Raw genomic sequence first — 21,764 nt, forward strand, 5'->3', positions numbered from 1 at the left:
GGCCGGGCATAGCGGAACGGATGGCGTTGTTGGTCTCCGGCGATAGACCCACATTTTCGGGAGGTATTGGTGAACCCTTCGGCCGGCGAGCTCGGGGCGATTCGCAAGCGGCTCGGGTCATTCGGCGTGTGGTTCGCGCCGATGACGCTGCTGGCGACCCCGGTGGCGGTGCAGCGCGAACAGTTCGCCCGCATCGAGGAACTCGGCTTCGGATCGCTGTGGAGCGGTGAGCCGCCCGCGGATTCGCCGATGGGCGGCCGCGAGGCGTTCGCTGAACACGGGCTCATGCTGGCCGCGACAAGCCGGATGGTCGTCGGGATCGGCGTCGCCAACATCACCCGCCGCGATCCGATCGCCATGCACAGCGGCGCGGCCACCCTCGCCGAGGCGTATCCGGGCCGATTCATCCTCGGCATCGGCGGGCAGATCGGCCGCCGCCCGCTCGCGCAACTGGGCGAATACCTCGACGGTATGGATGCCGCGGCCGAGCGGGTGCTGCCGGAGATCGCCTATCCTCGGGTGCTCGCCGCGCTCGGGCCCAAGGCGCATGAGATTGCCGCGCAACGGTTTCAGGGTGTCCATCCGTTCATGCAGCCGGTCGAACACACCGCGAACGCGCGCGGTCTGCTCGGGGCGGAAGGTCTGCTGATACCGCATCAATTCCTGCTGCTGGACAGCGTCGCCGATTCGGCCCGCGGCGCCATCCGTTCCCTGTTCGGCGGTGGGCGTGGGTTGCTGAACGGGTTCTACGCGAACAACTTCCGCAGGCTCGGCTACACCGACGCCGACCTGGGTGGCGACCTCAGCGACCGCTTCGTCGACGCCGTGCTGGCCTGGGGTGATCCGCAAGCCGTCGCCGACCGCTTGCGGGATCACCTGCGCGCCGGTGCTGATCATGTTCTACTGCACCCGATTTCGCACGATTTGGCCGGGGCCGTCGACCAACTGGAGCTGCTCGCCGCGCACCTTTGACCACTGGCGTCGATCGGCGCGGGCCGGAACAGTCATGGACGGTATGTTTGTGGTTTGCGCGAGTCGTGACCGCCGACGGCCGCTGTCGGGCATGATCGGGTTGTCGTTTTCCAGTTGGGGTAAAGGGAAGCCATGAGCGGGTCCGGCGAGCAGCCATCGGGGGAGGCGCGGGTCGAGGCGGGGATGCTGCGCGTCGACGGCGAACTGATCGCATACGAGCGGCGGATCGGCGATCGGGCCGGCGGCTTCGTCGTATTCCTGCACGGAGCGGGCACCGGGAGTATGGAGCGCACCACCCAGCTCGCGACCGAAGTCGTTGCGGCAGGGGCAAATACGGTCGCCTTCGACTTTTCCGGGCATGGCCGGAGCACGGGAACGCTCGCCGAATTGTCGTTGCGCCGCAGGGAGGTTCAGGCCGCGGCGGTGATAGGTGCGCTGTGTGATCCGGGTGCACCGCTGGTGCTGGTCGGGTTCAGCATGAGCGGTCAAACCGTCTGCGACATCATCGGTTCGGTGGGGGCCGATGCCGTATTCCTGTGTTGTCCTGCGGCCTACCGGCCGGATGTGGCCGAATTGCCGTTCGGCAACCCGGAATTCACCAGGATGATCCGGGAGGAGGGCGCTTGGTCGGCGTCCACGGCGTTCGGCGCGGTCGCCGCATTCCCCGGCGAGGTCGCCTTTGTCATCCCGGACCAGGACGAGGTGATCCCGCCCGCGCTCACGCGTACCTACCTGGACAGCAGGCCCGACTCGCTGCTGCTCACGCTGCCCGGCTGCCCGCACCGCATCGCGGGTTGGCTGCGCAACAAACCCGAACAGCGGCAGCGGCTGGTCGCCGCGATGAGCCGCGCCGCCGACCCCGGTCAGCCGGTGCTCTGAACCGGCGAATTCATCGAATAACAAACCGGCGCAATACCTCTCATTCACCTCGACAGCGTGGGGTTCACTGACCGGACCGCCCGCTGTACAGCGCGAATCGGCGCCGCCACCATTGTCCGCAGGCAGTTGCGGGGGTGGCGTCAGCAAACGCTGTGGTTGGCGATTTCTTTCGATGCCGTAACCGCTGCCGACAATTCGATGACCGGAACGTCAAGTGCGATGCGCAGCGGGCTGGGCCCGCCGAATAAGGGGGTAATCGAAATGAATAGGGCTGCCGAACTGGTCGAGGTGCTGTTCACCGAGGATCGGATCGCGGCGCGCGTCGGTGAATTGGGTGCGGAAATAACCGAGGACTATCGCGGGCGAGATCTGCTGGTCGTCGGAATCCTCAAGGGCGCGGCCACGTTCACGACCGATCTCATCCGCACCGTCGACCTGCCGCTGACCTTGGACTGGGTGGCTATCTCCACATACGGCAACGGCAGCACCGCACGCGCACCTCGGCTGCTGAAAGATATCACCGAGCAGGTCGGCGGGCGTGATGTGCTGGTCGTCGAGGACATCCTCGACACCGGCGGCACCCTGTCCTGGATCATGGATCGCCTTTCGGCGCGGTCGCCCGCATCGCTGAATTGCTGTGTGCTGCTGCGCAAACCGCACGCCGTTCGGAAACCGGTAGCGCCGGCGTATGTCGGCTTCGATATCACCGCGCACTGGGTCGCCGGTTATGGCATCGACTATGCGGAACGCCACCGCAATTTGCGGGATATCCGCGAGGTTCGGATACCCGCATAAGCCGTTCGATAGATCAGAGATCGATTTGTCCGGCCCGCGACAGCGGTGCGGCACGGCCGTGCGCGGGTAAATCAAACCATTCGATTCGGAGAACTCATGCGTACCTTCGATATTGCCGTGGTCGGTGCCGGACCGGCCGGACTCGCCGCGGCGAGCAAATTCGCGACTCGATCGTATTCGGTGGCGTTGATCGACGGCGGAAAACCCGTCGTGGACCGCGACCGGGAGCATGCGAGCGATATCACCCGCGGCCACGGCGGCGCCGGATTGTTTTCCGATGGGAAATTCTCGTTCTTTCCGTCGGCCAGTGGATTGTGGGGTTTGCCGCGCACCGCCGACCTGAAGGCGGCGTACGCATGGACCTGTGCGCTGCTCGGGAGCTACGGCCTGGATACGCCGCCCTTTCCCGACGATCCGACCGCGTACTCGGTCGGCAATGGCGAATGGGTGCTCAAGGACTATCCGTCGGATTACCTTTCGCTGGACGCGCGGCTGCGCCTCACCACCGAACTGGTCACCGCCGCGCGGGCAACGCTGCTCAGCGAGACCGAGGTGACCTCCGTGCGCTACGACGAGGTCGCCGACGAATTCGATATCGCGGTGTACGACCGCAACGGCGGTGAATCACGAATCGCCGCAAGGAGATTGCTCATCGGATCCGGCCGGTTCGGACCGCTGCGGCTCGGCGATCTGACCCGCGACTACGAATTCCACCGGCTGGAGATCGGCTTCCGCATCCAGCAGCCGGCCGATAGGGCCTTCTTCCGGGATATGCGCCAGCTCGATCCCAAGCTCCGATTCCGTGAGCCGGACGGCACCGTCGAATGGCGGACGTTCTGCGCCTGCAGGCAGGGCGAGGCGACGCTGTCCGAAACCCAAGGGCTGTGGACGGTTTCGGGCAGGTCGGACTGTCCGCCGACCGGCCTGTCGAATGTCGGTTTCAACACCCGAGTACTCGACGAGACCATCGCGGCCCGCACGCTCAAACCGCTGCTGAAGGCGCTGTCCGACGACGAGGTCGGCTTTACCGTTCCCGCCGAAGGGATTCTCGGTAACGACGCCGAAACCGTCGCGGTATTCGACCGGGTGTACGGCACCGAACTGCGCGAGACGATGGCGGCGGGTCTGCGCAGGCTGGCCGCGGCGTTCCCGGCCGTCCGGGACGAGCGGACCGTGCTCATCGGCCCGACGCTCGAGGGTGTCGGCTGGTATCCGAAGGTCGACGGCGACCTGCGGTTGACCGACGCTCCGGCGTGGGTGGCGGGCGATGCGTGCGGTCTTTTCCGGGGTATCGTTGCCGCGCTGATCAGCGGACACTATGCCGCAAGCTCCGTACTGAGGGATCTCGATGCGAATTGCTGAGGGTGGTGTGGTCGCGGATGGGACGCCGATCGTCGGCGTCGGCGTCCTGGTGCTGCGGTCCGATGGCGCGATTCTGCTCGGCCATCGAATAAAGAAGGGCGAGACTCCATCTTGGTGCCTGCCCGGTGGCCGGGTGGAGCCCGGCGAAACCTTCGAGGTCGCGGCGGCCCGCGAGGTGGCGGAGGAGACCGGAATCGGTGCGCTCGCCGATCCGGAGGTGTTCACGATCGTCGTCGACACCGGGGCGCCGGGGGTGCTGGTGACCGCGGGCGTATGGGCCAGGCTCAGCTCGGCTTGCGCCGAACCCGTTGTCGCCGAACCGGATAACTTCGATCGGTGGATCTGGGTGTCGCCAAACTCCCTCCCGACACCGTTATTCCCCGCGAGCGCGGCGCTTTTCGCGGCGTGGTGCGGCAGGCGGCAGCCCGACGGCTGGACGGCTTATCCGACGGCCGTGCCGAATTCGGTGCCGCGATGACCAGGCTGCACATCTTCGATATGGACGGAACGCTGCTGCGCGGCACCACCGCGAGCCTGGAGATCTCCCGTGGGCTCGGCTGCCTGGCCGAATTGCTGGAGCTGGAGGCCAGGTTCGCCGCGGGTGCACTCGACACCCGCGGCTTCGCGGCCGAACTCCATTGCGTCTGGGCCGATTTGACCCCGACCGTGGTGGCCGCGGCGTTCGATGCGGCCCCGTGGATCGGCGGCCTGGCCGAGGTGCTCGCCGATATCAGGGCACGGGGCGAGCATTCGATGGTGATCACCATGTCGCCGGACTTCTTCGCGGGGCGGCTCGGCGCGCTGGGGGTGGACCGGATCGTCGCCTCCCGCTTCCCGCCGCTCCCGTTCCGGATCGCGCCGGACCCGGAGCACATCCTCACCCCGGCGCACAAGGTGATCGCGGCCGAAAAGGCCTGCGCCGAACTGGGTCTCGGCCGGGAACGCTGTATCGCATACGGCGACTCGGATTCCGATATCCCCCTGTTCCGGCACCTGCGGCGGACGGTGGCCGTCAACGCTACCGCGAAGCTGCGCGAATTGGCGCTGCTGCACTACGACGGGGACGATCTGCGCGAGCCCTACCGCGCCGTGCGGCGCGCCGACGATACGGAATCGCCCTGATGAGCGCATCTTTCGGCGGGAAGGCGCGGACGACCCTACTGACGCTGTGCGCGCCGCTGCTCTTCGAAGGTATGAGCCTGTCCAGCATCAATGTGCAGCTCGCCGCTATCCGCCGCGATCTGGGCCTGCCCGACAGTCAGTTGCAGATGGTGGCGGGCGCGTTTCTGGCGACCTATGCCGGATTCTTGTTGCTCGGCGGCAGATTGGGTGATCGCTGGGGACGGCGACGGGTATTCCTCATCGGCGTAACGATTTTCGGCTCCGCCTCGCTCGGGGCCGCGCTGGCCTGGGACGGTTGGTCGTTGATCGCGGCGCGTGCCTGCCAAGGCGTCGGCGCCGCGGTTACCGCACCGGCCGCGGTCGCGCTCATCGTGGCCGCGTTTCCGCTCGGCGCGGCGCGCGGTTGGGCGCTCGGTGTGCTCAGTGCGATGGGTGCGGTCGGCTTCTCCCTCGGCGTTGTCGCGGGCGGGGTGCTCACCGAATTACTCGGCTGGCGTGGCACATTCGTGTGCTACCTGCCGTTGGCACTGGTGACCGTGCTCGTCGGCGCGTTCGTGTTGCGTGGGCCGGGGGAGCCATCGCGAGCCGCGACCACGGTGGCATGGATCCCGGCGCTGCTGATCACGACCGGGCTGATCCTCGCGGTGTACGGCCTCGGGCGGATCGGCGCGGCGAGCGCGGCGGGGGTGCTCGGGCCGCTGGGCGTCGGCGCGCTGCTGTTCGTGACGTTCGCGTTCACCCAGGTGCGTGATCGCGAACCGCTGCTACCACGGACGCTGCTCGGAAATCCGCGCCTGACGGCGGCCGGCTGCGCGCTCGCCGGGACGTTCGCCGGTATCACCGGTGCGATGTTCGTGACCGGAATCCACCTGCAGGACGGGCACGGATATTCCCCGGCAGCAGCGGGATTCGCCTTCCTGCCGCAGGGTATAGCGGTGGCCTGCTGCTCGCCGGTGGCGGGTCGGCTCGCACACCGCTATTCGGCGCAGCGGCTGCTGCTCGGCGGGCTGTTGACGGTGTCGGCCGGATTGTTCCTCTATATCGGTGTTGAACGCGGCGGATACCTCACCCATATGGCGCCCGCCGCGATCCTGGTCGGCGCGGGTATCGCCGCGTGCTATCCGGCCGCGGTCATGCTCGCCAGCGCGGCCGCCGCCGAAGGCGAACAGGCAACGGCCTCCGGCATTCTCACCACCTATCAGCAGGCGGGCAGCGCGCTCGGCATTGCGGTCGCGACCGCGATCCAGGCCATCGGGCCGTCCCGGAACTGGTTCGGCCCCGCGGCGCTGTGGGGGTGTTTCGCGTTTTCGATCGCCGCATTGATCGGGTGCGCGGTGCTCTTGGCCGCATCGGCGACCCGGCGCAGCCGCGTTGTAGTGCCGCTTTGAACTCTTTCAGCTGGGAAGCCTGCTGGTTGCCCGTGGTGTGGCCGTATCGAATGATGGACGGATGACCAAGTCAGCGGTGACGAGGGAGTCGGTGCGGGCCGGGGCGATGGAGCGCACCTACCTGTTGGCCCGCCCGAAGGAGACGAGCCGAACGCCGATAGTGCTGTACCTGCACGGCTCCAGCCAGAATGCCGATGGCGCAAGGGGTTTCACCGCCAACGCCTTCGAGCGATTCGGCGCGCTCGTCGCCTATCCGGACGGCTACCGCCGCCACTGGAACGACGCCCGGCGGGATATCCCGTTCGCGACCCGCAAGGCCGGAATCGATGACGTCGCCTTCATTCAAGCCGTGGTCGACCGTCTGGTCGACCACGGCGGTGACCCGTCCCGGGTGTATCTGGTCGGCTATTCCAACGGCGGCCACATGATCATCCGGCTGATCCACGAGATACCGGACCGGTTCGCCGGTGTCGCGATCATCGCCGCGACACAGCCGGAGGAGCAGAATTTCGTGCCCGCCGCCCGGCGCACCGATCCGCTGCCGGTATTGCTGATCAACGGCACCAAGGATCCGCTCGTGCCCTACGCGGGCGGAGTCACCAGCATGTGGGGCTTCTTTCCGCGCGGACGGCACGTGTCGGCCGCCGACACCGCCGCCTACTACGCCAGGCGCAACGGCATCACCGCCGCGCCGCGCCATAATTCGGTTTCGGCGGGGCGGCTGCCGGTCGAGCGTCTGGAATACCCGTACGACGAACACCCGGTCGTCCTCTACACCGTGCACGGCGGCGGCCACACCATTCCCGGGACGAAGCGGGCGCTACCCATACTCGGCAGGACCGCAATGGATTTCGACGCGCCCGCCGTGATCGCCGACTTCTTCGGACTCCGTTAAGCGACAACGGAACGCTGTGGCACGCCGACGTATTCGCTCAGCGGCCGGATCAGCGAGTTGGACGCGCACTGCTCGATGACGTGCGCGGTCCAGCCGGTGATGCGGCTGATCACGAAGATCGGCGTGAACAGTTCGATATCGAAGCCGAGCAGGTAATACGCGGGGCCGGTGGGGAAGTCGACGTTGGGCTTGATGCCGGTGGCCTCGAACATGGTGCGCTCGAGTATTTCGTACATGCGCACCCATCGCTGTCCGCCGGTGGCCGCGGCGATATCGTCGAGCGCCCGCTTCATGATCGGCACCCTGGAATCGCCGTTCTTGTACACCCGGTGGCCGAAGCCCATGACCTTTTCCTTGCGCGCCAGCTTATTTCGCAGCCACTGTTCGGCCAGCTCGGGTTCGCCGATCTCCAGCATGTCGTGCATGACCGCCTCGTTCGCGCCGCCGTGCAGCGAACCCTTGAGCGCGCCGATGGCGGCGGTGATCGCGCTGTAGATATCCGAGAGCGTCGAGGTGACGACGCGGGCGGCGAAGGTGGACGCGTTGAAGCTGTGTTCCGCGTACAGGATCAGCGAAACCTCGAACGCCCGCACCAATTCCCGCGACGGCACCTCGCCGAAGCACATGTTCAGGAAGTTCTCCGCGAATCCGAGATGTGCCTGCGGCGCAATGGGATCGAGGCCCCTGCGGCGGCGCTGATCGGCGGCCACGATGGTGGGCAGCACCGCCATCATGCGCAATGCCTTGGCGCGGTTCGCCTTCGGCGAATTGTCGTCCTCCAGTGGGTCTTCCGCGCCCAGGTAGCTGATCGCGGTGCGCACCACATCCATCGGGTGGCAGTTGTCCGGCAGCTTGGCCACCAGCGCGAGCAGCGACCGGTCCGCGGGCCGGGCGGCCCGTTCCCGCTGGCAGAACGCCGCCAACTCGGCATCGGTCGGCAGTTCGCCGTGCCAGAGCAGATAGGCGACCTGCTCGAAACCGCAGTGCGCCACCAGATCTTGGACGGCGTAGCCGTGATAGGTCAGCGAGTTGGTTTCCGATACCACCTTCGAGATCGCGGTGGTGTCGACGACGACGCCCGCGAGGCCCTTGTTGACGGTTTCCATTACTGATCCCCTCCCAGGGTGAAATTGAATATCTCGGAATCGAATTCGTTGTAGCGCTGGTACTGCAGCAGTTCGTACAGCCTGCCGCGGTGCTGCATCCGGTCCAGCAGGCCCGCCTGGGTGCCCTGCTCATAGATTTCGCGCAGCCCGGTCTCGGCCGCCCACATCGCCAACCGCAGCGTGGACACCGGATAGATGACGGCGTTGTAGCCGATCGATTCCAGCGTGCTCGCCGAAAGCAATTCGGACTTGCCGAACTCGGTCATATTGGCCAGCAGCGGAATCGGCACCGCGGCGCGGAACCTCTCGAAGTCGGCCGCGTCGCGCAGCGCCTCGGTGAAGATCAGGTCCGCGCCCGCGTCGGCGTATGCCTTCGCCCGCTCGATCGCCGCGTCGATGCCCTCGATCCCGGCGGCGTCGGTGCGGGCGCAGATCACGAAATCCGGATCGCGCCTAGCGGATACGGCCGCTCGCAGTCGGCGCACCATATCCTCGGCCGGTACCACGGCCTTGCCGTCGAGGTGCCCGCATCGCTTCGGATTCACCTGATCCTCCAGGTGGCACCCGGCGATCCCGGCATCCTCCAGCACGGTGACGGTCCGCGCCGCGCTCATCGGCTCACCGAAACCGGTATCGGCGTCGATCAGCACCGGCAGATCGGTGACCCGCGCGATCTGCTGCCCGCGCCCGGATACCTCGGTCAGCGTGGTGAGCCCGATATCCGGCAACCCGAGGTCCGCCGAGAGCACCGCGCCCGAGACGTAGACCCCCTCGAAGCCGATCTCCTGAATCAGCTTGGCCACCAACGGATTGAACGCGCCGGGAAATCGTTGGATGCGATTCGAGGCCAGGCCGGCGCGGAACGCGGCGCGTTTGTCGGCGGCGCGGGTCGCGGCGGCGAGCAGACCGGTCATCGGAACAGTCCCTTCGGCAGCCGCGGTGTGCGCGCGAGCACTTCCTCGGCGACGGTGAAATTCAGCTGTGGCAGTTCGCCTGCCGACAGTTCGGCGGCGCGCTGCGCGACCTCGAGGAATCGGTCCTGCTCCGCGGGCGCGATGACGCCTTCGGCCAGCGTGCGGAATTTGGCGATGTACTGTTCGCGGGCGAACGGCCGCGCGCCGAGCGGATGCGCGTCGGCGACGGCGAGTTCGTCGACGATCACCTCGCCGCTCTTCAGCGTGACCTCGGCCCGCGCGCCGAATGCCCGCTCGCTCGGATCCGTCGAGTGGTAGCGGCGGGTCCACTCCGGATCCTCGGCGGTGGAAATCTTTTGCCACAGCTCGACGGTGTCGGGCCGCTGGGCGCGCTCGGGCGCGTATGAGCGTTCGTGATGCCAGACGCCGTCCTGCAGGGCGACCGCGAAGATGTACATGACCGAGTGGTCCAGGGTTTCCCGCGACGCGTGTGGATCGAACTTCTGCGGATCGCCCGAGCCGGTGCCGATCACCACGTGCGTGTGCTGGCTGGTATACAGCACGATCGATGCGATCTGGTCCAAATCGCCTATGCGCCCGCGCATTCGGCGCGCCAGATCGATCGGTGCCTGGCTCTGGTATTCGGCCGAATGCTCCTTGGTGTAGGAGTCGAGAATGGCGCGCTTGGGTTCGCCGGGGCCGGGCAGCGGCACGGTGTACTCCCGATCCGGACCGCCGAGCAACCATGCGATCACGCCGTCCTCGCCCTCCCAGATCGGCGACGGCGCGCCCTCGCCGCGCATCGCCCGATCGACGGCCTCGACCGCCATTTTCCCGGCGAACGCGGGAGCGTATGCCTTCCAGCTGGAGATCTCGCCTTTGCGTGACTGACGGGTGGCCGTGGTGGTGTGCAGCGCCTGACCGATGGCCTGATAGATGGTCTCGGTATCGAGGCCGAGCAGCGTGCCGATACCGGCCGCCGCCGACGGGCCCAGATGTGCGACGTGATCAATCTTGTACTCGTGCAAGCAGATTCCACGCACCAGGTCGATCTGGATCTCGTAACCCGTTGCCAGGCCGCGGATCAGGTCGCGACCCGATCGGCCCGCGTGCTGGGCGACGGCCAGAATCGGCGGGATATTGTCGCCGGGGTGCGAGTATTCCGCGGCCAGGAAGGTGTCGTGAAAGTCCAACTCGCGCACCGCGACTCCGTTGGCCCACGCGGCCCACTCCGGTGAATACCCGCCGCCGACGCCGAGGACGGCCGCGCCCGGTTCATACGGATGGGCCAGTGCCTGGGCGCGGGCATTGGCGACGGGACGGCGGGTGAGCGCGGCGGCCGCGACCGCGGCGTTATCGATGATCCGGTTGACGATCATCTCCTCGGTCTCCGGTGCCACCGCGACGGTATCGGCGGCGACCTCGGCGATCCGCCATGCGAGGTGCTCCTCGTGCGGGAATTCCGCGGCGGATCGATGGGTGCGGACGAGATGATCCTTCATGGTCGACGACCTTTCGACTTCGCATTTCCACCGGTACGTTTCGCACGCTACACAACCCGAATACCTGCGAAAATGGCTCGCAAATGCCTACTTTTGCGTAATGCGACCGGTGAAATTGTGAAAGTTGTGTAAATGGCCACTGCTAGATTTCCCATATGCAGAAGATGTATGCGGGCGGCAGGTTGCGTGCGCTGCGGGAGCAACGCGGGCTATCCCAATCCGCGCTCGCCAAGACGCTCGGGATCTCGGTCAGCTACGTCAACCAGTTGGAGCACGATCAGCGGCCGTTGACGGTGCAGGTGCTGTTGCGGCTCAATGCCGGATTCGATCTCGATATGGGCTTTTTCGCCGCCGACACCGACGCCAGGCTGATCGCCGACCTGCACGATGTATTCGCCGAGGAACCCGACGGCGCGGATATCACGACCGCCGAAATCGACGATCTGGTCGCCAGGGTGCCCGCCGCGGGCCGGATACTCGTCGGCCTGCATCGCCGATTGCGCGGCGCCACCGAGCAACTCGAGCGGGTGTCTGCCGGAATAGACAGCGACGCAGCGGATTCCACGATCGCCCGGCCGTACGAGGATGTGCAGGACTACTTCTACGACCGGCGCAACCACATCGCCCAGCTCGATACCGCCGCCGAGGAGCTGTTCGCCGGCAACGGCCTGACGCTCGGCGGCCTCGACCTCCAGCTCAGCCGAATCCTGCGGGAACAGCATCAGATCGCGGTGGTGATCCGCACCGATGACCCGCACGCGCCCGGCCCGAAGCGGCTCTACGATCCCGAGGCCAGGGTGCTCACCCTCGCGCGCCGCCTCTCGCCGGGACAGCGGGCCTTCCAATTGGCTACGCAGCTGGCATTTCTCACTCAGTCGGCAACCCTCGAGGAGCTGATAGCCGGTGCCGAATCGGTGCCGGAACGCTCCCGCGGCGTGCTCCGGATCGGGCTGGCGAACTATTTCGCGGGGGCACTCATCTTGCCCTACACGCAATTTCGCGCCGCCGCGGAGACGTTGCGCTACGACATCGAGCTGCTTGCCGCGAAATTCGAGGTCGGCTTCGAGACCGTATGCCATCGCCTTTCGACGTTGCAGCGGCCGGGCGCGCGCGGGGTCCCGTTCTTCCTGGTGCGCACCGATCGGGCCGGGAACATCTCGAAACGTCAGTCGGCCACCGCATTTCACTTCTCCCGCGTCGGGGGAAGCTGTCCGCTGTGGGTGGTCTACGAGGCGTTCTCCACCCCCGGCCGCATCCGCACCCAGATCGCCAGGATGCCCGACGGCCGCAACTATCTGTGGCTGGCGCGCACCACTGGTGACAAGACGCCCGGATACCTTTCGCCCAAGCGGGATTTCGCGATCGGCCTAGGCTGCGACCTCGCCTATGCGGCCAAACTCGTTTATTCCCAAGGTTTGCCGATCGATGATCCCGGCACGGCCGTCCCGATCGGCGCGGGCTGCAAGGTTTGTGACCGACTCGATTGCGCCCAGCGCGCCTTCCCGCAACTCGGCAGGCGGATCGAGGTCGACGACAACAGGGCGCCTACCGTGCCTTACGCTCCGATGCCGCTGCGGTGACCGTGCGCCAGGCGAACCAGCGCGGAAATTCGGCAACGAGCTCGGGATCGCCTGCGACACAGCACTTTCCGCTGTGGATGGCCGCGTCGATGGTCGAGGCCCCGGCCACCAGCCGGTGCAGCTCGGCCGGTTCGATGGTGACCCAGATGTCGGTGTCGTAGCCGGGGTGCCGGTGGCAGGCGCTGGTCTCCTCGGGCGCGAGCACGAGCCACGCGAGCTCGTCGACCGCGTCGCGGATGATGAATTCGACGATCACGCGCCGGGCGGGCAGCCGGTCGCGGCGCACGTACTGCCGCAACCGCCACAGCGCCAGCGCGGTATCGAACTGCTCGCGTTGCGGTTCGCCGAAACACCAGCGGCGCGCCCAATCCCCGAGCTGCCACACCAGCGGTTCCAGCGCGGCTCCCGCGGGCGTGAGCCGATATTCGGGTCTGCCCTCGGCGTCGAGTTCGCGGGCGATCAGCCCGCCCGCGCACAGTCGGCGCAGCCGACCGGACAGCAGGGTCCGGCTGATACCTGGCAGGCCGCGATGGATGTCGTTGAACCGGCGCGAGCCGAGCAGCAGTTCGCGCACCAGCAGCAGGGTCCAGCGGTCGCCGATCGCCTCGGCGCCCATCGAGACCGGGCAGTATTCGATTCCTTGTGGCATGCGCACCCCAGTCCAGTTCTTGTACCGGCCATCGACGTTACTGCTTCGGCAAGCTGACCTCGACGAACCGGATCCGGCGAAGGATGTGCGAAACCATGACCGCAGCAGACCATTACGAGCGCCTGCTCGCCGAGCATTACACCTGGATGCTCGGCGGGGATGTCGAGGCCGTCGCGGCCGCGCAGGCCGAATTGCTCCGCCGCCTCGGACTCGGCGCGGAATCCGGTGCGACCGCTTTCGATCTCGGAAGTGGTTGCGGTCCACAGACTTTGGCGTTGGCCGAGCTGGGTTACACGGTGACGGCAGTCGATACCAGCGCCGCGCTGCTCGATGAGCTGACCGAACTCGCCGAGCGGCGCGGGATCGCGGCCGATATCCGTCCGGTGCACCGGGATATCCGCGGTACGCTGCCGGAGCTCGCGGCCGCGGGTTCGGTCGCGGCCGTCGTCTGCATGGGCGATACCCTGCCGCACCTACCCGAACGTGCCGATGTGCCGGAATTGATCGCGAATGTGGCCGAGGCGCTGCGACCCGGCGGCAGCTTCGTGGTGACCTACCGCGACCTGACCGCCGAACTCGACGGCGCGAACCGGTTCATTCCGGTCCGCGGTACCGCCGACCGGGTCCTGACCTGCTTCCTCGACTACGTCGACGAGGACACGGTCATGGTGCACGACCTGCTGCACACCCGAGACGGTGACGGCTGGCGGTTCGCGGCAGGCAGCTATCCCAAACTCCGGCTGTCGCCGCGCTGGTTGGCCGAGCAATGCCGCAAGGCCGGGCTGGACATCCGGCATGACGAGGTCGGCCCCGGCGGCATGCGGATCCTGCACGCGGTGTGCCGCAGGACACGTTGATCCTAATTAAATTAGGTTTTAACCTACTGCAAGTAGGAAGAAGGTTGTTCAGTAAGGAAACAGCGATGAGATCCGAGACCCTGCCCGTACCCGGCGCGACCATCTATTACGAGGTGCGCGGCAGCGGCCCGCTGCTGCTGATGCTGCCCGGCGGTGGCGGCGATGCCGGAGTTTTCGACGGAATGGCCGAGGTGCTCGCGCGACATTTCACCGTCGCGGCACTCGACCCGCGCGGCTATTCGCGCAGCGCCCTCGACCCCGGCAAGCCCGCCGACCAGCACGTGGTCGTCCAGAGCGATGACGCCTACCGGCTGCTCGAGCACCTGACCGATGAACCGGCCTTCGTCTTCGGCACCAGCAGCGGCGCCATCGTCGGACTCGACCTGCTGGCCCGACACCCCGATCGGGTGCGGCTGCTCGTCGCGCACGAACCGCCGAGTTTCGCCGTGCTGCCCGATGCCGCCGAACATCGGGCGATGGTCGACGAGGTCTACGCGTTGCTGCACAGCGAGGGTGTCGCCGCGGCGGGGGCGCGGTTCCTCGCCGGAATCGGGTCGGCCATGAAACCGGCGCCCGAGGTCGCGGAGCTATCGCCGCGCGCCGCCGAGATGTGGGCCAGGCTGGCGGCCAACGGGCCGCTCATGATCGAGCACGAGTTGCGCGAATTCACCTCCTACATACCGGATTGCCCGGCGCTGGCGGCCGTGTCCGGCCGGTTGGTGCTTGCGGTCGGCAGGGAGACCCGCGGCTGCCTGCCGTATCGCCCTGCGGCTGAAATCGCGCGCCGGACGGGTGCCGATCTCGTCGAGTTTCCCGGCGCGCACAACGGGATACGCACCGAGGCAACCGAATTCGCTCGGCAGCTGCTCCAGGTCCTGATGGTCGCCGCGGAGTGACCATCCCGGCGGTTCGATCGAAAACTACCGCGCCGCAGTGGATCCGGTCAGCCCGCCGGGCAGGTGACGTCATCGCCGGGCAGGGTGCCGTCGCGGAAGTAGTCGTCCACTATCCGCCGGGCACATGAGCTCTTGGGCGATACACCGTGCGTCACCACATCGGGCATGGTGATCAACCGCGATCCGGTCATCGCCCGGTGCAGGCCGACGCCGTCGCGGTAGGCGGTGCGCGGGTCGCCGGTGGCCTGCAAGATCAGCGCGGGCACCGAATTATGCACGGCCGTAGGCGCTTCCACCGGTGGAAGCCAGAACGCGCACGGGGTGAGATTGTTGGCGAACGCCCCGAACATCGGCTCGGTCGCCCGGCTGGCCTCGATATTGCGCCAGTACCAGGAGGGGTCGCGCGGTGCGGGTGCGTCGCCGCAGAGGATCATCGCCTGCGCGGGACCGGATTCGGGTGCGTCCGGCGCCGGGTGGAGATAGTCGTCCAGCGCGCGTTTCAGCTCCTTGCCGGGTTGCACCGGCAGACCGTTTGCGGCATCGGTGATTTGGCGCAGCTCATCGGCCAGCACCGGATACTTCCTGGCGTCGACGATCCCGTCGAACACCAGCATGGGCAGCACGTGGACGCTCACCGCGTCGCCGCCGATCCGGATCGGCCGGCGCGCCGACCGCCCGATCAGGTCGGTGATCGTCGCGCGAACGGCGGAACCCGTTGTGCCGAAGTGATATTGATCGTCACGGTCGGCGGCCCACGCGGCCCAGGCGTCGAAGGCCGCCTCGTTCGGCGCACCCATATCCTGAATCATGGCGACGTGATAGCGCTCCGGATCGACGGCGCTGTCCAGCACGACGCGCTCGACGCGTTCCGGGAACATCTGGGTGAATACCGAACCCAGATAGGTGCCGTAGGAAAGTCCGAAGTAGTTGATCCGCTCCTCGCCGAGCGCCGCGCGGATCACATCCATATCCCGGGCGGTGTTGCGGGTGGTGATGTAGGAGACCTGGTCGCCCTGGGTGGCGATGCAGCGTGCGGCCAGATCCGCCGCTGTCGCAACGGATTCGCCGAAGCTCAGCAGATCCGGTCCGGCCGATTGGAGCGGGGAGCCGATGGGCCAACCACACGAAACCGGCGTCGAGCGGCCGATGCCGCGCGGATCCATGCCGATCAGGTCGTAGCTGTCGCGCACATCCGGCGCGAGCACCTTGTCCCCGAGCCACACGGTCAAGTCGAGTCCCGAACCGCCGGGGCCACCCGGGTTGGACAGCAGCACCCCGCGCCGATGGGCCGGGTCGGCGGCCGGTACCCGCGAGATCGCGACGGTGATCGTACGGCCCTGCGGCTCACCGTAATTCAACGGCACGGTGACATCGGCGCAGCGCGCACCGGCACGATCCAGCGCCTCGTCGTCGCATGCGCGCCAATCCAGGCGTTGCTGATAGAACCGCTCCATCCCGGCATCCGCGTGGGAAATACCGGCTCCCGCAAACGTTCCCACGATGATCGCCGCACATGCCGCCGCGATGCCGCGACCGCCGGTGCGAATCGCCGTCCTGCGTCGAAACAGGTTGATATACAAGTAAACCCCCTCGCCGTCGCGCTGCCGCTCGTCGCAATCAGCGTAGAGATACGGCTCGGCGGCATCATCGGGAGCAACCCTGATTTCGACCCTGAGATCAAAGTTGCGACTTCGACTGTCTGGGAAGGCATCCGCCGACGCACCGGTACGTTTGATCTCGTAAACCGAGCGAGGACGATGTGAAGGGAACGGCCGCGTGGCATTACTATCGAGAACCCCGGCGGCTTAGTTGTTCACCTGGTGGGGTCGCATCGTCTATCGGCTGCGTTTCGGGGTGATCGGTGTCGCGGTGGCGGGCCTGCTCGCCTTGGGCGGCTACGGTTTCGGCCTGCAGGACCATCTGTCCTCCGGCGGGCTCTACGATCCCGGCTCGGAATCGGCGCAGGCCTCGCGACTGGCCGACGAGGCGTTCGGCCGCGATCACGGCGTCGATGTCGCGGTGCTGTACACCGCGCCCGATAGCAAGACGGTCGACGATCCGGAGTTCGCGGGCAAGATCATCGACAACCTCAAAAGCCTGCCGCGCGAGCATCCCGACCAGATCATCGGGATCAACGCCGCCTACTGGCCCGCCGCGGGCGGTATGGCCAGTGCGTCGGCGGCCGCGACGCCGGACAAGAAGCACGCGATCGCGCTGATCGGGATCCGCGGCGATGACGACACCACGATGGTGCGCAACTATCGCAAGGTCAAGGACGTTTTCTTCATACCGGGCGTCGACGTCCAAGTCAGTGGGCTGCAACCGATTACCGGCACCCTCAACGACACCATGGACGAGGATCTGCACCGGATGGAGATTCTGGCCATCCCGGCGGTCGGGGTGCTGCTGTTCTTCATCTTCGGCGGAATCGTCGCCGCCGCACTGCCTTTGGCCATCGGCGGCCTGACCATGCTCGGCGCGCTCGGCATCGTGCGGGTGCTCACCAACTTCACCGAGGTGAATTCCTTCGTCTCCTCGGTGGTTACGATGATCGGCCTCGGGCTGGCGATCGACTACGGCCTGTTCATCGTCAGCCGGTTTCGCGAGGAGATCGCCGAGGGTTACGACACCGCCGCCGCGGTGCGGCGCACGGTGATGACGGCCGGGCGCACCGTGGTGTTCTCGGCGACGATGATCATCGCCAGCCTCGGCGGGATGCTGCTCTTCCCGCAGGGTTTCCTCAAATCCATGGCATACGGCGCGATTACGACGGTCTCGCTGGCCGCGCTGACCGCGATCACGATCCTGCCCGCCGTGCTCGGCATCCTCGGCAAGCGGGTCGACGCGTTGGGGCTCAAACGATTCCGCACAACCAAAACCACGGAGCAGATCGAGAACGGCTTCTGGGGCCGGATGACGGTGTGGGTGATGAAACACCCACTGAAGATCAGTGTTTCGCTGTGCATCGTGTTGCTGCTGTTGATCCTGCCGGTGCAGCACCTCGTCTTCGGCGGTTTCAGCGAGAAGTACCTACCGCCGGACAATCGGGTGCGGTTGGCGAAAGAGCAGATCGACACCTTATTTCCGCAGCGCCGCTCCGATCCGATCGAGCTGGTCTTCCTGGCCGATGACTCGCTTGCGGTCGGCCCGGTGGTGAAGCAGGCCCAGCAGGCGCCCGGGTTGGCGACCGAGTTCGAGGTGCCGAAACCCGGGAATCGCCCCGATGTCTTCCGCACCAAGGCCAATGTCGCTGATATCAACAACGCGGGCGCGACGATCGAATACCTGCGCGCCATGGAACTGCCCGACGGCGTGACGATGCTGGTCGGCGGGATTCCGGCGCTGCAGAAGGACAGTATCGACGCCCTGCTGTTCCGGATCCCGATCATGGTGGTGTTGGTCCTGCTGCTCACCACGATCCTGATGTTCCTCACCTTCGGGTCGCTGGTGCTGCCGATCAAGGCGGCGCTGATGAGCGCGCTCGGCCTCGGCTCCACGCTCGGCATCCTGACCTGGATCTTCATCGACGGCCACGGTTCGGGGCTGCTGAATTTCACGCCGCAACCGATCCAGGCGAACGTGCTGGTGTTGATCATCGCGATCATCTACGGCCTGTCCACCGACTACGAGGTCTTCCTGATATCCCGGATGGTCGAAGCGCGCGCGAAGGGGGCGTCGACCACCGAGGCCGTCCGGGTCGGCACCGCGCACACTGGTCGCATCATCACCGCCGCCGCCCTGATCCTGCTCGTGGTGACCGGTGCGTTCGCCTTCTCGAAACTGGTGATGATGCAGTACATCGCCTACGGCATGATCGCGGCGCTGTTCATCGATGCCACCGTGCTGCGCATGCTGCTGGTGCCCGCCACCATGCGGCTGCTCGGCGACGACTGCTGGTGGGCGCCGCAGTGGCTGAAGCGAATTCAGCGCAGGGCCGGCCTCGGCGAACCGGTCCTCGAACACGAACACCCCGGCGGCGTCATCGATTTGGTGAAAACCACGCCCATCACCGATCCGGTGACCGAGCGGATGGCGGTCGTCCCGGGTGTCGGGTCGCCGCGTCGCGGGCGAGAGGTCCCGCGGCCGCGCACAATTCGCGACCCCGATGCCGAGGCCCCGACGACTCCCATCGTGCGCTAGCCGGGCAGCACCCGCACGCCGAGGGCGGTGGCGAGGACGATCGCCTGATCCGGGTCGATGATCGCGCGGGCGATCGCGGTGATGAGTGGGTCGAGTGCGGTGAGATCGCTGCCGCGCAGGTCGGATTCGGTGAAATCGGCCTTGCTGAGCCAGGCGCCGGACAGGTCGACGTCGCGGAAGGTGGCCTTCTGGCAGCGGGCGAAGGTGAGGTCGGCCTCGCGCATGCGCAGGTCGGTGAACGTGGTGCCGCGCAGGTCGGCGCCGGGCAGGCCGACGAAAGACCAATCCCCGCCGATTGCTTCGAACAAGGTGAAGGTGCAGCGATCGAACATGCTGCCGGTGAGTTTGCAGGTGGTGAACTCGGTTTCGAAGAACCGGCATGCGGTGAAGGTGCAGTTAAGAAAGGCCGTGCTGCGGTGGACGGATTGGGAGAAGTTCACGTTGCGGAAGGCGCATTCGGTGAAAACCGTATTCCGCGTTGCGGTTTCGCTCATATCGACATCTAGGAACTCGACCCTGGTGTGCCGCTCGTCGACCAATTCCCTGCCGTACCAGTCCTCGCCGCGAATCGTGTGCTCGGTCGGCGGCGGCTGCTCGCCGTTTCTACGGTCTGCCAAGGGATTTCCCGTCCATCATGCGGTCACCCATCGACATTCACGAGCCCGGCCAGCAGCACCGAATGGGCCAGCCGACGCTGTTCGGGGGTTGGCGCCGAGTAGGCCATCCGCATGAATGCGGCGATGTCGTCGGCGGTGACGTCGGCGCGCAGCACACCGGCGCGCTGTGCCCGCTCGGTCACCGTCGCGATGAGATCCGCGGTGGCCCGATGCCCCTGTTCGGCCGCCGCGGGGCCGGTGCGGCACAGCGTGTCGAACAGGAGCACTTCGCCGGGCTCCAGCACACAGCCCTCGGTGAAGACGATGGTGAATGCCTGCCAGTCGTCGGGTGTTTCGGCGGCCCGGACCACGACCTCGCGCGACCTGTCGATCAACTCGGTGAGCAACTGCTCGACGAGCGCCTCCTTGGTCGGGAAGTGCCGGTAGAAGGTCGTGGTCCCGACACCGGCCCGGCGGGCGATGGCATCGATGCTGATATCGGGGCCGTGCTCGGCGAAGGCGATGCGCGCGGCGTCGAGCAGTTTGCGGCGATTGCGCAGCTGATCCTTGCGCGGCGCGCGTTGGGCCTCGGTCATCACACCTCCGGTTTGAAACGGTAGCAGGACTACCGTTTTATGTTACGTTGATCCGGTAGTGATGCTACCGTTTTATGGAGGACGCATGCGTGCGCTTGTTTCGGACGCCGATTCCGGCGAGCTGACGATCGGCGAGGTCGATGCCCCGACGCCGGGCTCGGGTGAGTCCCTGGTCCGCGTCGCCGAATTCGGTTTGAATCGGGCGGATTACCTGTACCTGCGCAGCGGAGTCGCCGGATTCCGGCCCGGCGTCGACGCGGCGGGCGTGGTGCTGGCCGCCGCGGCCGACGGCAGCGGACCGGAGCCGGGCGCCGCGGTGGCATTCCACCTGCCGTCCGGTGGTGCGGCGGCGGAACTCGTCGCGGTGCCGTCGGAGCGGCTCGCGCGCGTCCCGGATGAGGTGCCGGCGGCGGTGGCCGCGGCATTGCCGTTGGCGGGTCTGGTCGCGGTGCGGCTGCTCGAACTGGCGGGTCCGCTCGCGGGTGCCACCATCCTGGGGACCGGAATGGGCGGCGGCGTAGGACAACTCGTGATCCGGCTGGCCGTCGCGGGTGGTGCGCGGGTGCTCGCGGTCGCCGAATCGGGGCAGCCGGTCGACCACCTCGTCGCGGCGGGTGCCGAGGTCGTGACCGATATCGCGGCGGTGCCGGACGGCTCGGTCGACGTGGTGCTGGAATCGGTCGGCGGAGCGCTGGGTTCGGCGGCCGCGCACAAGCTGCGCACCGCGGGCCTGCTGCTGTGGTTCGGGCAGGCGAGCGGCCAACCGCTGAGCCTGGATTTCTTCGACATATTGCGCGCCGGGCAATCGTTGACGCTGCGACAGTTCGTCTACGGCGACAACGGCAGACCCGATCGCGACGCGCGCGAGTTGGAGCGGCTGCTCGTATTGGTCGCGGGCGGCGAATTGACGGTGCCGATAGGGCACCACCGAGACTGGAGCCATACCGCGCGCCTGCTCGACGACATGGCCGGGGGACGCCTGCGCGGCAAGGCTGTTCTGACGGTGTCCTAGACGTTGAATATCAGGTCACCACAATCGAATTCAGTGAGGAATCATGCGAACCTTCCACACCGTCGACGAACTGCGCGCCCACATCGGCCAGGTGCTCGGCGTCAGCGAATGGCTGCTCGTCGACCAGGCCAGGATCGATGGATTCGCGGCGGCGAGCGAGGACCGGCAATGGATCCATGTCGACCCCGCCCGCGCGGCGACCGGCCCGTTCGGCGCGACCATCGCGCACGGCTACCTGACCCTCTCGCTGCTGGCCCACTTCTCCTGGAACCAGTTCGCGATACCCGGCGCGACGGCTGCGGTGAACTACGGCCTCAACAAGGTTCGCTTTCCGGCGCCCGTTCCGGCCGGTTCGCGGTTGCGCGCCACCGGAACACTGGACGACGTACGCCAATTGTCAAGCGGCTGGACCGAATTGACGATCACCCAGACCGTCGAGATCGACGGCGGGACCAAACCCGCCTGTGTCGCCGAAACTCTCACCAGGGTGCTCTGGTCCTGAT

20 protein-coding genes and 1 pseudogene are annotated in these 21,764 nt (G+C 66.8%); 14 read left to right on the forward strand and 7 right to left on the reverse strand.

The features are described from left to right. Positions 1-69: 69 nt before the first annotated feature. The 8 genes from F5544_RS04070 (at position 70) to F5544_RS04105 (ending at position 7,413) form a co-directional block, all read left to right on the forward strand. Positions 70-972, forward strand: a complete 903-nt coding sequence (locus F5544_RS04070; protein WP_203217489.1) for a TIGR03620 family F420-dependent LLM class oxidoreductase — start codon at positions 70-72, stop codon at positions 970-972. A 132-nt stretch (positions 973-1,104) separates the two neighbouring features. Continuing rightward, complete coding sequence (locus F5544_RS04075) at positions 1,105-1,851, forward strand: alpha/beta hydrolase (protein ID WP_167471922.1); 747 nt, start codon at positions 1,105-1,107, stop codon at positions 1,849-1,851. A gap of 261 nt (positions 1,852-2,112) precedes the next feature. Further along, complete coding sequence (hpt, locus tag F5544_RS04080) at positions 2,113-2,646, forward strand: hypoxanthine phosphoribosyltransferase (RefSeq protein WP_167471923.1); 534 nt, start codon at positions 2,113-2,115, stop codon at positions 2,644-2,646. A 96-nt stretch (positions 2,647-2,742) separates the two neighbouring features. Then, positions 2,743-4,008 (forward strand): hypothetical protein, encoded by a 1,266-nt coding sequence (locus F5544_RS04085; RefSeq protein ID WP_167471924.1) that lies wholly within the window; start codon positions 2,743-2,745, stop codon positions 4,006-4,008. Continuing rightward, positions 3,995-4,486, forward strand: a complete 492-nt coding sequence (locus tag F5544_RS04090; RefSeq protein WP_167471925.1) for a nucleotide triphosphate diphosphatase NUDT15 — start codon at positions 3,995-3,997, stop codon at positions 4,484-4,486. The genes F5544_RS04085 and F5544_RS04090 overlap by 14 nt, the downstream gene beginning before the upstream one ends. Next, the gene (locus F5544_RS04095) at positions 4,483-5,130 is read left to right on the forward strand and encodes an HAD family hydrolase (protein ID WP_167471926.1); all 648 of its coding nucleotides are present in this window, start codon (positions 4,483-4,485) and stop codon (positions 5,128-5,130) included. Before F5544_RS04090 ends, F5544_RS04095 begins: the two co-directional genes overlap by 4 nt. After that, positions 5,130-6,518: an MFS transporter gene (locus F5544_RS04100; RefSeq protein ID WP_167471927.1), complete on the forward strand. Its 1,389-nt coding sequence runs from the start codon at positions 5,130-5,132 to the stop codon at positions 6,516-6,518. The genes F5544_RS04095 and F5544_RS04100 overlap by 1 nt, the downstream gene beginning before the upstream one ends. Positions 6,519-6,579: 61 nt before the next feature. Further along, complete coding sequence (locus tag F5544_RS04105; RefSeq protein WP_167471928.1) at positions 6,580-7,413, forward strand: alpha/beta hydrolase family esterase; 834 nt, start codon at positions 6,580-6,582, stop codon at positions 7,411-7,413. Here the strand turns inward: F5544_RS04105 and F5544_RS04110 are convergent. From F5544_RS04110 to prpD, 3 genes are read right to left on the reverse strand one after another with little or no spacing between them, the layout of a single operon-like run. Next, the gene (locus F5544_RS04110; protein ID WP_167471929.1) at positions 7,410-8,519 is read right to left on the reverse strand and encodes a bifunctional 2-methylcitrate synthase/citrate synthase; all 1,110 of its coding nucleotides are present in this window, start codon (positions 8,517-8,519) and stop codon (positions 7,410-7,412) included. The genes F5544_RS04105 and F5544_RS04110 overlap by 4 nt on opposite strands. Continuing rightward, complete coding sequence (prpB, locus tag F5544_RS04115) at positions 8,519-9,433, reverse strand: methylisocitrate lyase (protein ID WP_167471930.1); 915 nt, start codon at positions 9,431-9,433, stop codon at positions 8,519-8,521. Before prpB ends, F5544_RS04110 begins: the two co-directional genes overlap by 1 nt. Further along, the gene (prpD, locus tag F5544_RS04120) at positions 9,430-10,935 is read right to left on the reverse strand and encodes a 2-methylcitrate dehydratase PrpD (RefSeq protein ID WP_167471931.1); all 1,506 of its coding nucleotides are present in this window, start codon (positions 10,933-10,935) and stop codon (positions 9,430-9,432) included. The genes prpB and prpD overlap by 4 nt, the downstream gene beginning before the upstream one ends. A 155-nt stretch (positions 10,936-11,090) precedes the next feature. Between prpD and F5544_RS04125 the strand changes: the two genes are divergently transcribed. Further along, positions 11,091-12,515: a short-chain fatty acyl-CoA regulator family protein gene (locus tag F5544_RS04125; RefSeq protein ID WP_167471932.1), complete on the forward strand. Its 1,425-nt coding sequence runs from the start codon at positions 11,091-11,093 to the stop codon at positions 12,513-12,515. On the opposite strand, the gene F5544_RS04130 is transcribed toward F5544_RS04125, so the two are convergent. After that, positions 12,481-13,164, reverse strand: coding sequence for a winged helix-turn-helix transcriptional regulator (locus F5544_RS04130; RefSeq protein WP_167471933.1), 684 nt, complete (start codon positions 13,162-13,164; stop codon positions 12,481-12,483). The two genes, F5544_RS04125 and F5544_RS04130, sit on opposite strands and share 35 nt — an antisense overlap. A 95-nt stretch (positions 13,165-13,259) precedes the next feature. Here F5544_RS04130 and F5544_RS04135 point away from each other — a divergent pair, with 95 nt between their 5' ends. Next, a complete protein-coding gene (locus F5544_RS04135) occupies positions 13,260-14,021 on the forward strand; it encodes a class I SAM-dependent methyltransferase (protein WP_167471934.1) in 762 nt (253 codons plus the stop codon). A 65-nt stretch (positions 14,022-14,086) separates the two neighbouring features. Next, positions 14,087-14,917: an alpha/beta fold hydrolase gene (locus tag F5544_RS04140; protein ID WP_167471935.1), complete on the forward strand. Its 831-nt coding sequence runs from the start codon at positions 14,087-14,089 to the stop codon at positions 14,915-14,917. 47 nt (positions 14,918-14,964) lie between these two features. Here the strand turns inward: F5544_RS04140 and F5544_RS04145 are convergent, their stop codons facing one another. Further along, complete coding sequence (locus tag F5544_RS04145; protein ID WP_167471936.1) at positions 14,965-16,371, reverse strand: alpha/beta hydrolase; 1,407 nt, start codon at positions 16,369-16,371, stop codon at positions 14,965-14,967. 355 nt (positions 16,372-16,726) lie between these two features. Between F5544_RS04145 and F5544_RS04150 the strand changes: the two are divergent. Beyond that, positions 16,727-19,039 (forward strand): annotated as a pseudogene (locus tag F5544_RS04150) (MMPL family transporter); the annotation flags it as partial. A 14-nt stretch (positions 19,040-19,053) separates the two neighbouring features. On the opposite strand, the gene F5544_RS04155 reads toward F5544_RS04150, so the two are convergent. Together F5544_RS04155 and F5544_RS04160 are read right to left on the reverse strand one after the other, a co-directional pair. After that, positions 19,054-19,674: a pentapeptide repeat-containing protein gene (locus tag F5544_RS04155; RefSeq protein WP_167471938.1), complete on the reverse strand. Its 621-nt coding sequence runs from the start codon at positions 19,672-19,674 to the stop codon at positions 19,054-19,056. Positions 19,675-19,697: 23 nt separating this feature from the next. Continuing rightward, complete coding sequence (locus tag F5544_RS04160; RefSeq protein WP_167471939.1) at positions 19,698-20,249, reverse strand: TetR/AcrR family transcriptional regulator; 552 nt, start codon at positions 20,247-20,249, stop codon at positions 19,698-19,700. An 85-nt stretch (positions 20,250-20,334) separates the two neighbouring features. On the opposite strand from F5544_RS04160, the gene F5544_RS04165 reads away from it, so the two are divergent. Continuing rightward, a complete protein-coding gene (locus tag F5544_RS04165; protein ID WP_167471940.1) occupies positions 20,335-21,261 on the forward strand; it encodes a zinc-binding dehydrogenase in 927 nt (308 codons plus the stop codon). A gap of 43 nt (positions 21,262-21,304) precedes the next feature. Further along, positions 21,305-21,763, forward strand: coding sequence for a MaoC family dehydratase (locus F5544_RS04170; protein ID WP_167471941.1), 459 nt, complete (start codon positions 21,305-21,307; stop codon positions 21,761-21,763). The last annotated feature ends 1 nt before the right edge of the window (position 21,764 follow it).

It is taken from the genome of Nocardia arthritidis, assembly GCF_011801145.1.
GTDB classification, from domain to species: Bacteria; Actinomycetota; Actinomycetes; order Mycobacteriales; family Mycobacteriaceae; genus Nocardia; species Nocardia arthritidis_A.

Bases quoted from the DNA above. Each gene is read 5' to 3' on its own strand.
- F5544_RS04095 (WP_167471926.1), top strand. From the start codon at position 4,483: ATGACCAGGCTGCACATCTTCGATATGGACGGAACGCTGCTGCGCGGC.
- F5544_RS04105 (WP_167471928.1), top strand. From the start codon at position 6,580: ATGACCAAGTCAGCGGTGACGAGGGAGTCGGTGCGGGCCGGGGCGATG.
- F5544_RS04135 (WP_167471934.1), top strand. From the start codon at position 13,260: ATGACCGCAGCAGACCATTACGAGCGCCTGCTCGCCGAGCATTACACC.
- F5544_RS04170 (WP_167471941.1), top strand. From the start codon at position 21,305: ATGCGAACCTTCCACACCGTCGACGAACTGCGCGCCCACATCGGCCAG.
- F5544_RS04085 (WP_167471924.1), top strand. From the start codon at position 2,743: ATGCGTACCTTCGATATTGCCGTGGTCGGTGCCGGACCGGCCGGACTC.
- F5544_RS04145 (WP_167471936.1), bottom strand. From the start codon at position 16,371: ATGGAGCGGTTCTATCAGCAACGCCTGGATTGGCGCGCATGCGACGAC.
- F5544_RS04125 (WP_167471932.1), top strand. From the start codon at position 11,091: ATGCAGAAGATGTATGCGGGCGGCAGGTTGCGTGCGCTGCGGGAGCAA.
- prpB (WP_167471930.1), bottom strand. From the start codon at position 9,433: ATGACCGGTCTGCTCGCCGCCGCGACCCGCGCCGCCGACAAACGCGCC.
- F5544_RS04100 (WP_167471927.1), top strand. From the start codon at position 5,130: ATGAGCGCATCTTTCGGCGGGAAGGCGCGGACGACCCTACTGACGCTG.
- hpt (WP_167471923.1), top strand. From the start codon at position 2,113: ATGAATAGGGCTGCCGAACTGGTCGAGGTGCTGTTCACCGAGGATCGG.
- prpD (WP_167471931.1), bottom strand. From the start codon at position 10,935: ATGAAGGATCATCTCGTCCGCACCCATCGATCCGCCGCGGAATTCCCG.
- F5544_RS04165 (WP_167471940.1), top strand. From the start codon at position 20,335: ATGCGTGCGCTTGTTTCGGACGCCGATTCCGGCGAGCTGACGATCGGC.
- F5544_RS04090 (WP_167471925.1), top strand. From the start codon at position 3,995: ATGCGAATTGCTGAGGGTGGTGTGGTCGCGGATGGGACGCCGATCGTC.
- F5544_RS04160 (WP_167471939.1), bottom strand. From the start codon at position 20,249: ATGACCGAGGCCCAACGCGCGCCGCGCAAGGATCAGCTGCGCAATCGC.
- F5544_RS04130 (WP_167471933.1), bottom strand. From the start codon at position 13,164: ATGCCACAAGGAATCGAATACTGCCCGGTCTCGATGGGCGCCGAGGCG.
- F5544_RS04075 (WP_167471922.1), top strand. From the start codon at position 1,105: ATGAGCGGGTCCGGCGAGCAGCCATCGGGGGAGGCGCGGGTCGAGGCG.
- F5544_RS04140 (WP_167471935.1), top strand. From the start codon at position 14,087: ATGAGATCCGAGACCCTGCCCGTACCCGGCGCGACCATCTATTACGAG.
- F5544_RS04110 (WP_167471929.1), bottom strand. From the start codon at position 8,519: ATGGAAACCGTCAACAAGGGCCTCGCGGGCGTCGTCGTCGACACCACC.